The 653-nt window shown below is 53.0% G+C and carries 1 protein-coding gene; it reads left to right on the top strand.

Going from position 1 to position 653, the window contains the following annotated elements; all coding sequences use genetic code 11:
- On the top strand, nt 1-653 hold a 653-nt coding region (locus PGX78_RS05945; RefSeq protein WP_270445872.1), incomplete at both ends, for a YadA C-terminal domain-containing protein.

Below are 653 nucleotides of genomic sequence, written 5' to 3' on the forward strand. Positions count from 1 at the left end.
GGACTATAAGGTGACCTTTGACGGCACAAAAGCCGCTCAATCTACGAACTTGTCCTACAAAGCGAACGGCGGCTCGGCTGAAACGGTAAGCTTGAGTACCGGACTGAACTTCAAGGACGGTAATTTGACCACTGCGTCCGTAGCTCCCAACGGCGATGTGAAATACGACGTGAAGACAGCTACGATCGCCGTTAATAACGGCATGGCCGGCCTTAACGGTAATGACGGTGTGGCGACGGCACAAAATGTTGTCGATGCTATGAATGCTATCTCTCATCAGACGACGGGCGGTCTTGAACGAGTGGTCAATCGTATCGGTGCGGTTGAATCGGAAGGCCGTCGTGTTGCGGCGCAGTCGGCGGCTTTAGCAGCCTTAAAGCCCATTCAGTACGATCCTCTCGAACCGAATCAGATTATGGCCGGTATCGGTAACTATCGCGGGGAAACGGCGGCAGCCGTAGGTTTGGCACATTATGCCAATGAAGACACGATGCTCCACATGGGCGTAGCTCTCGGCGACAATAACAATATGGTAAACGTCGGAGTCACGCACAAGTTCGGCAGTGCGGCTAAGAAGGCGGCTATTCCCGATCGGTACAAAGCCGGTCCTATCAGCTCCGTTTATGTCATGCAGGATGAAGTTACTCAATTGC

Origin of the sequence: Megasphaera sp. AF13-6AC (assembly GCF_027685385.1) — a bacterium.
Classification (GTDB): domain Bacteria; phylum Bacillota; class Negativicutes; order Veillonellales; family Megasphaeraceae; genus Megasphaera; species Megasphaera micronuciformis.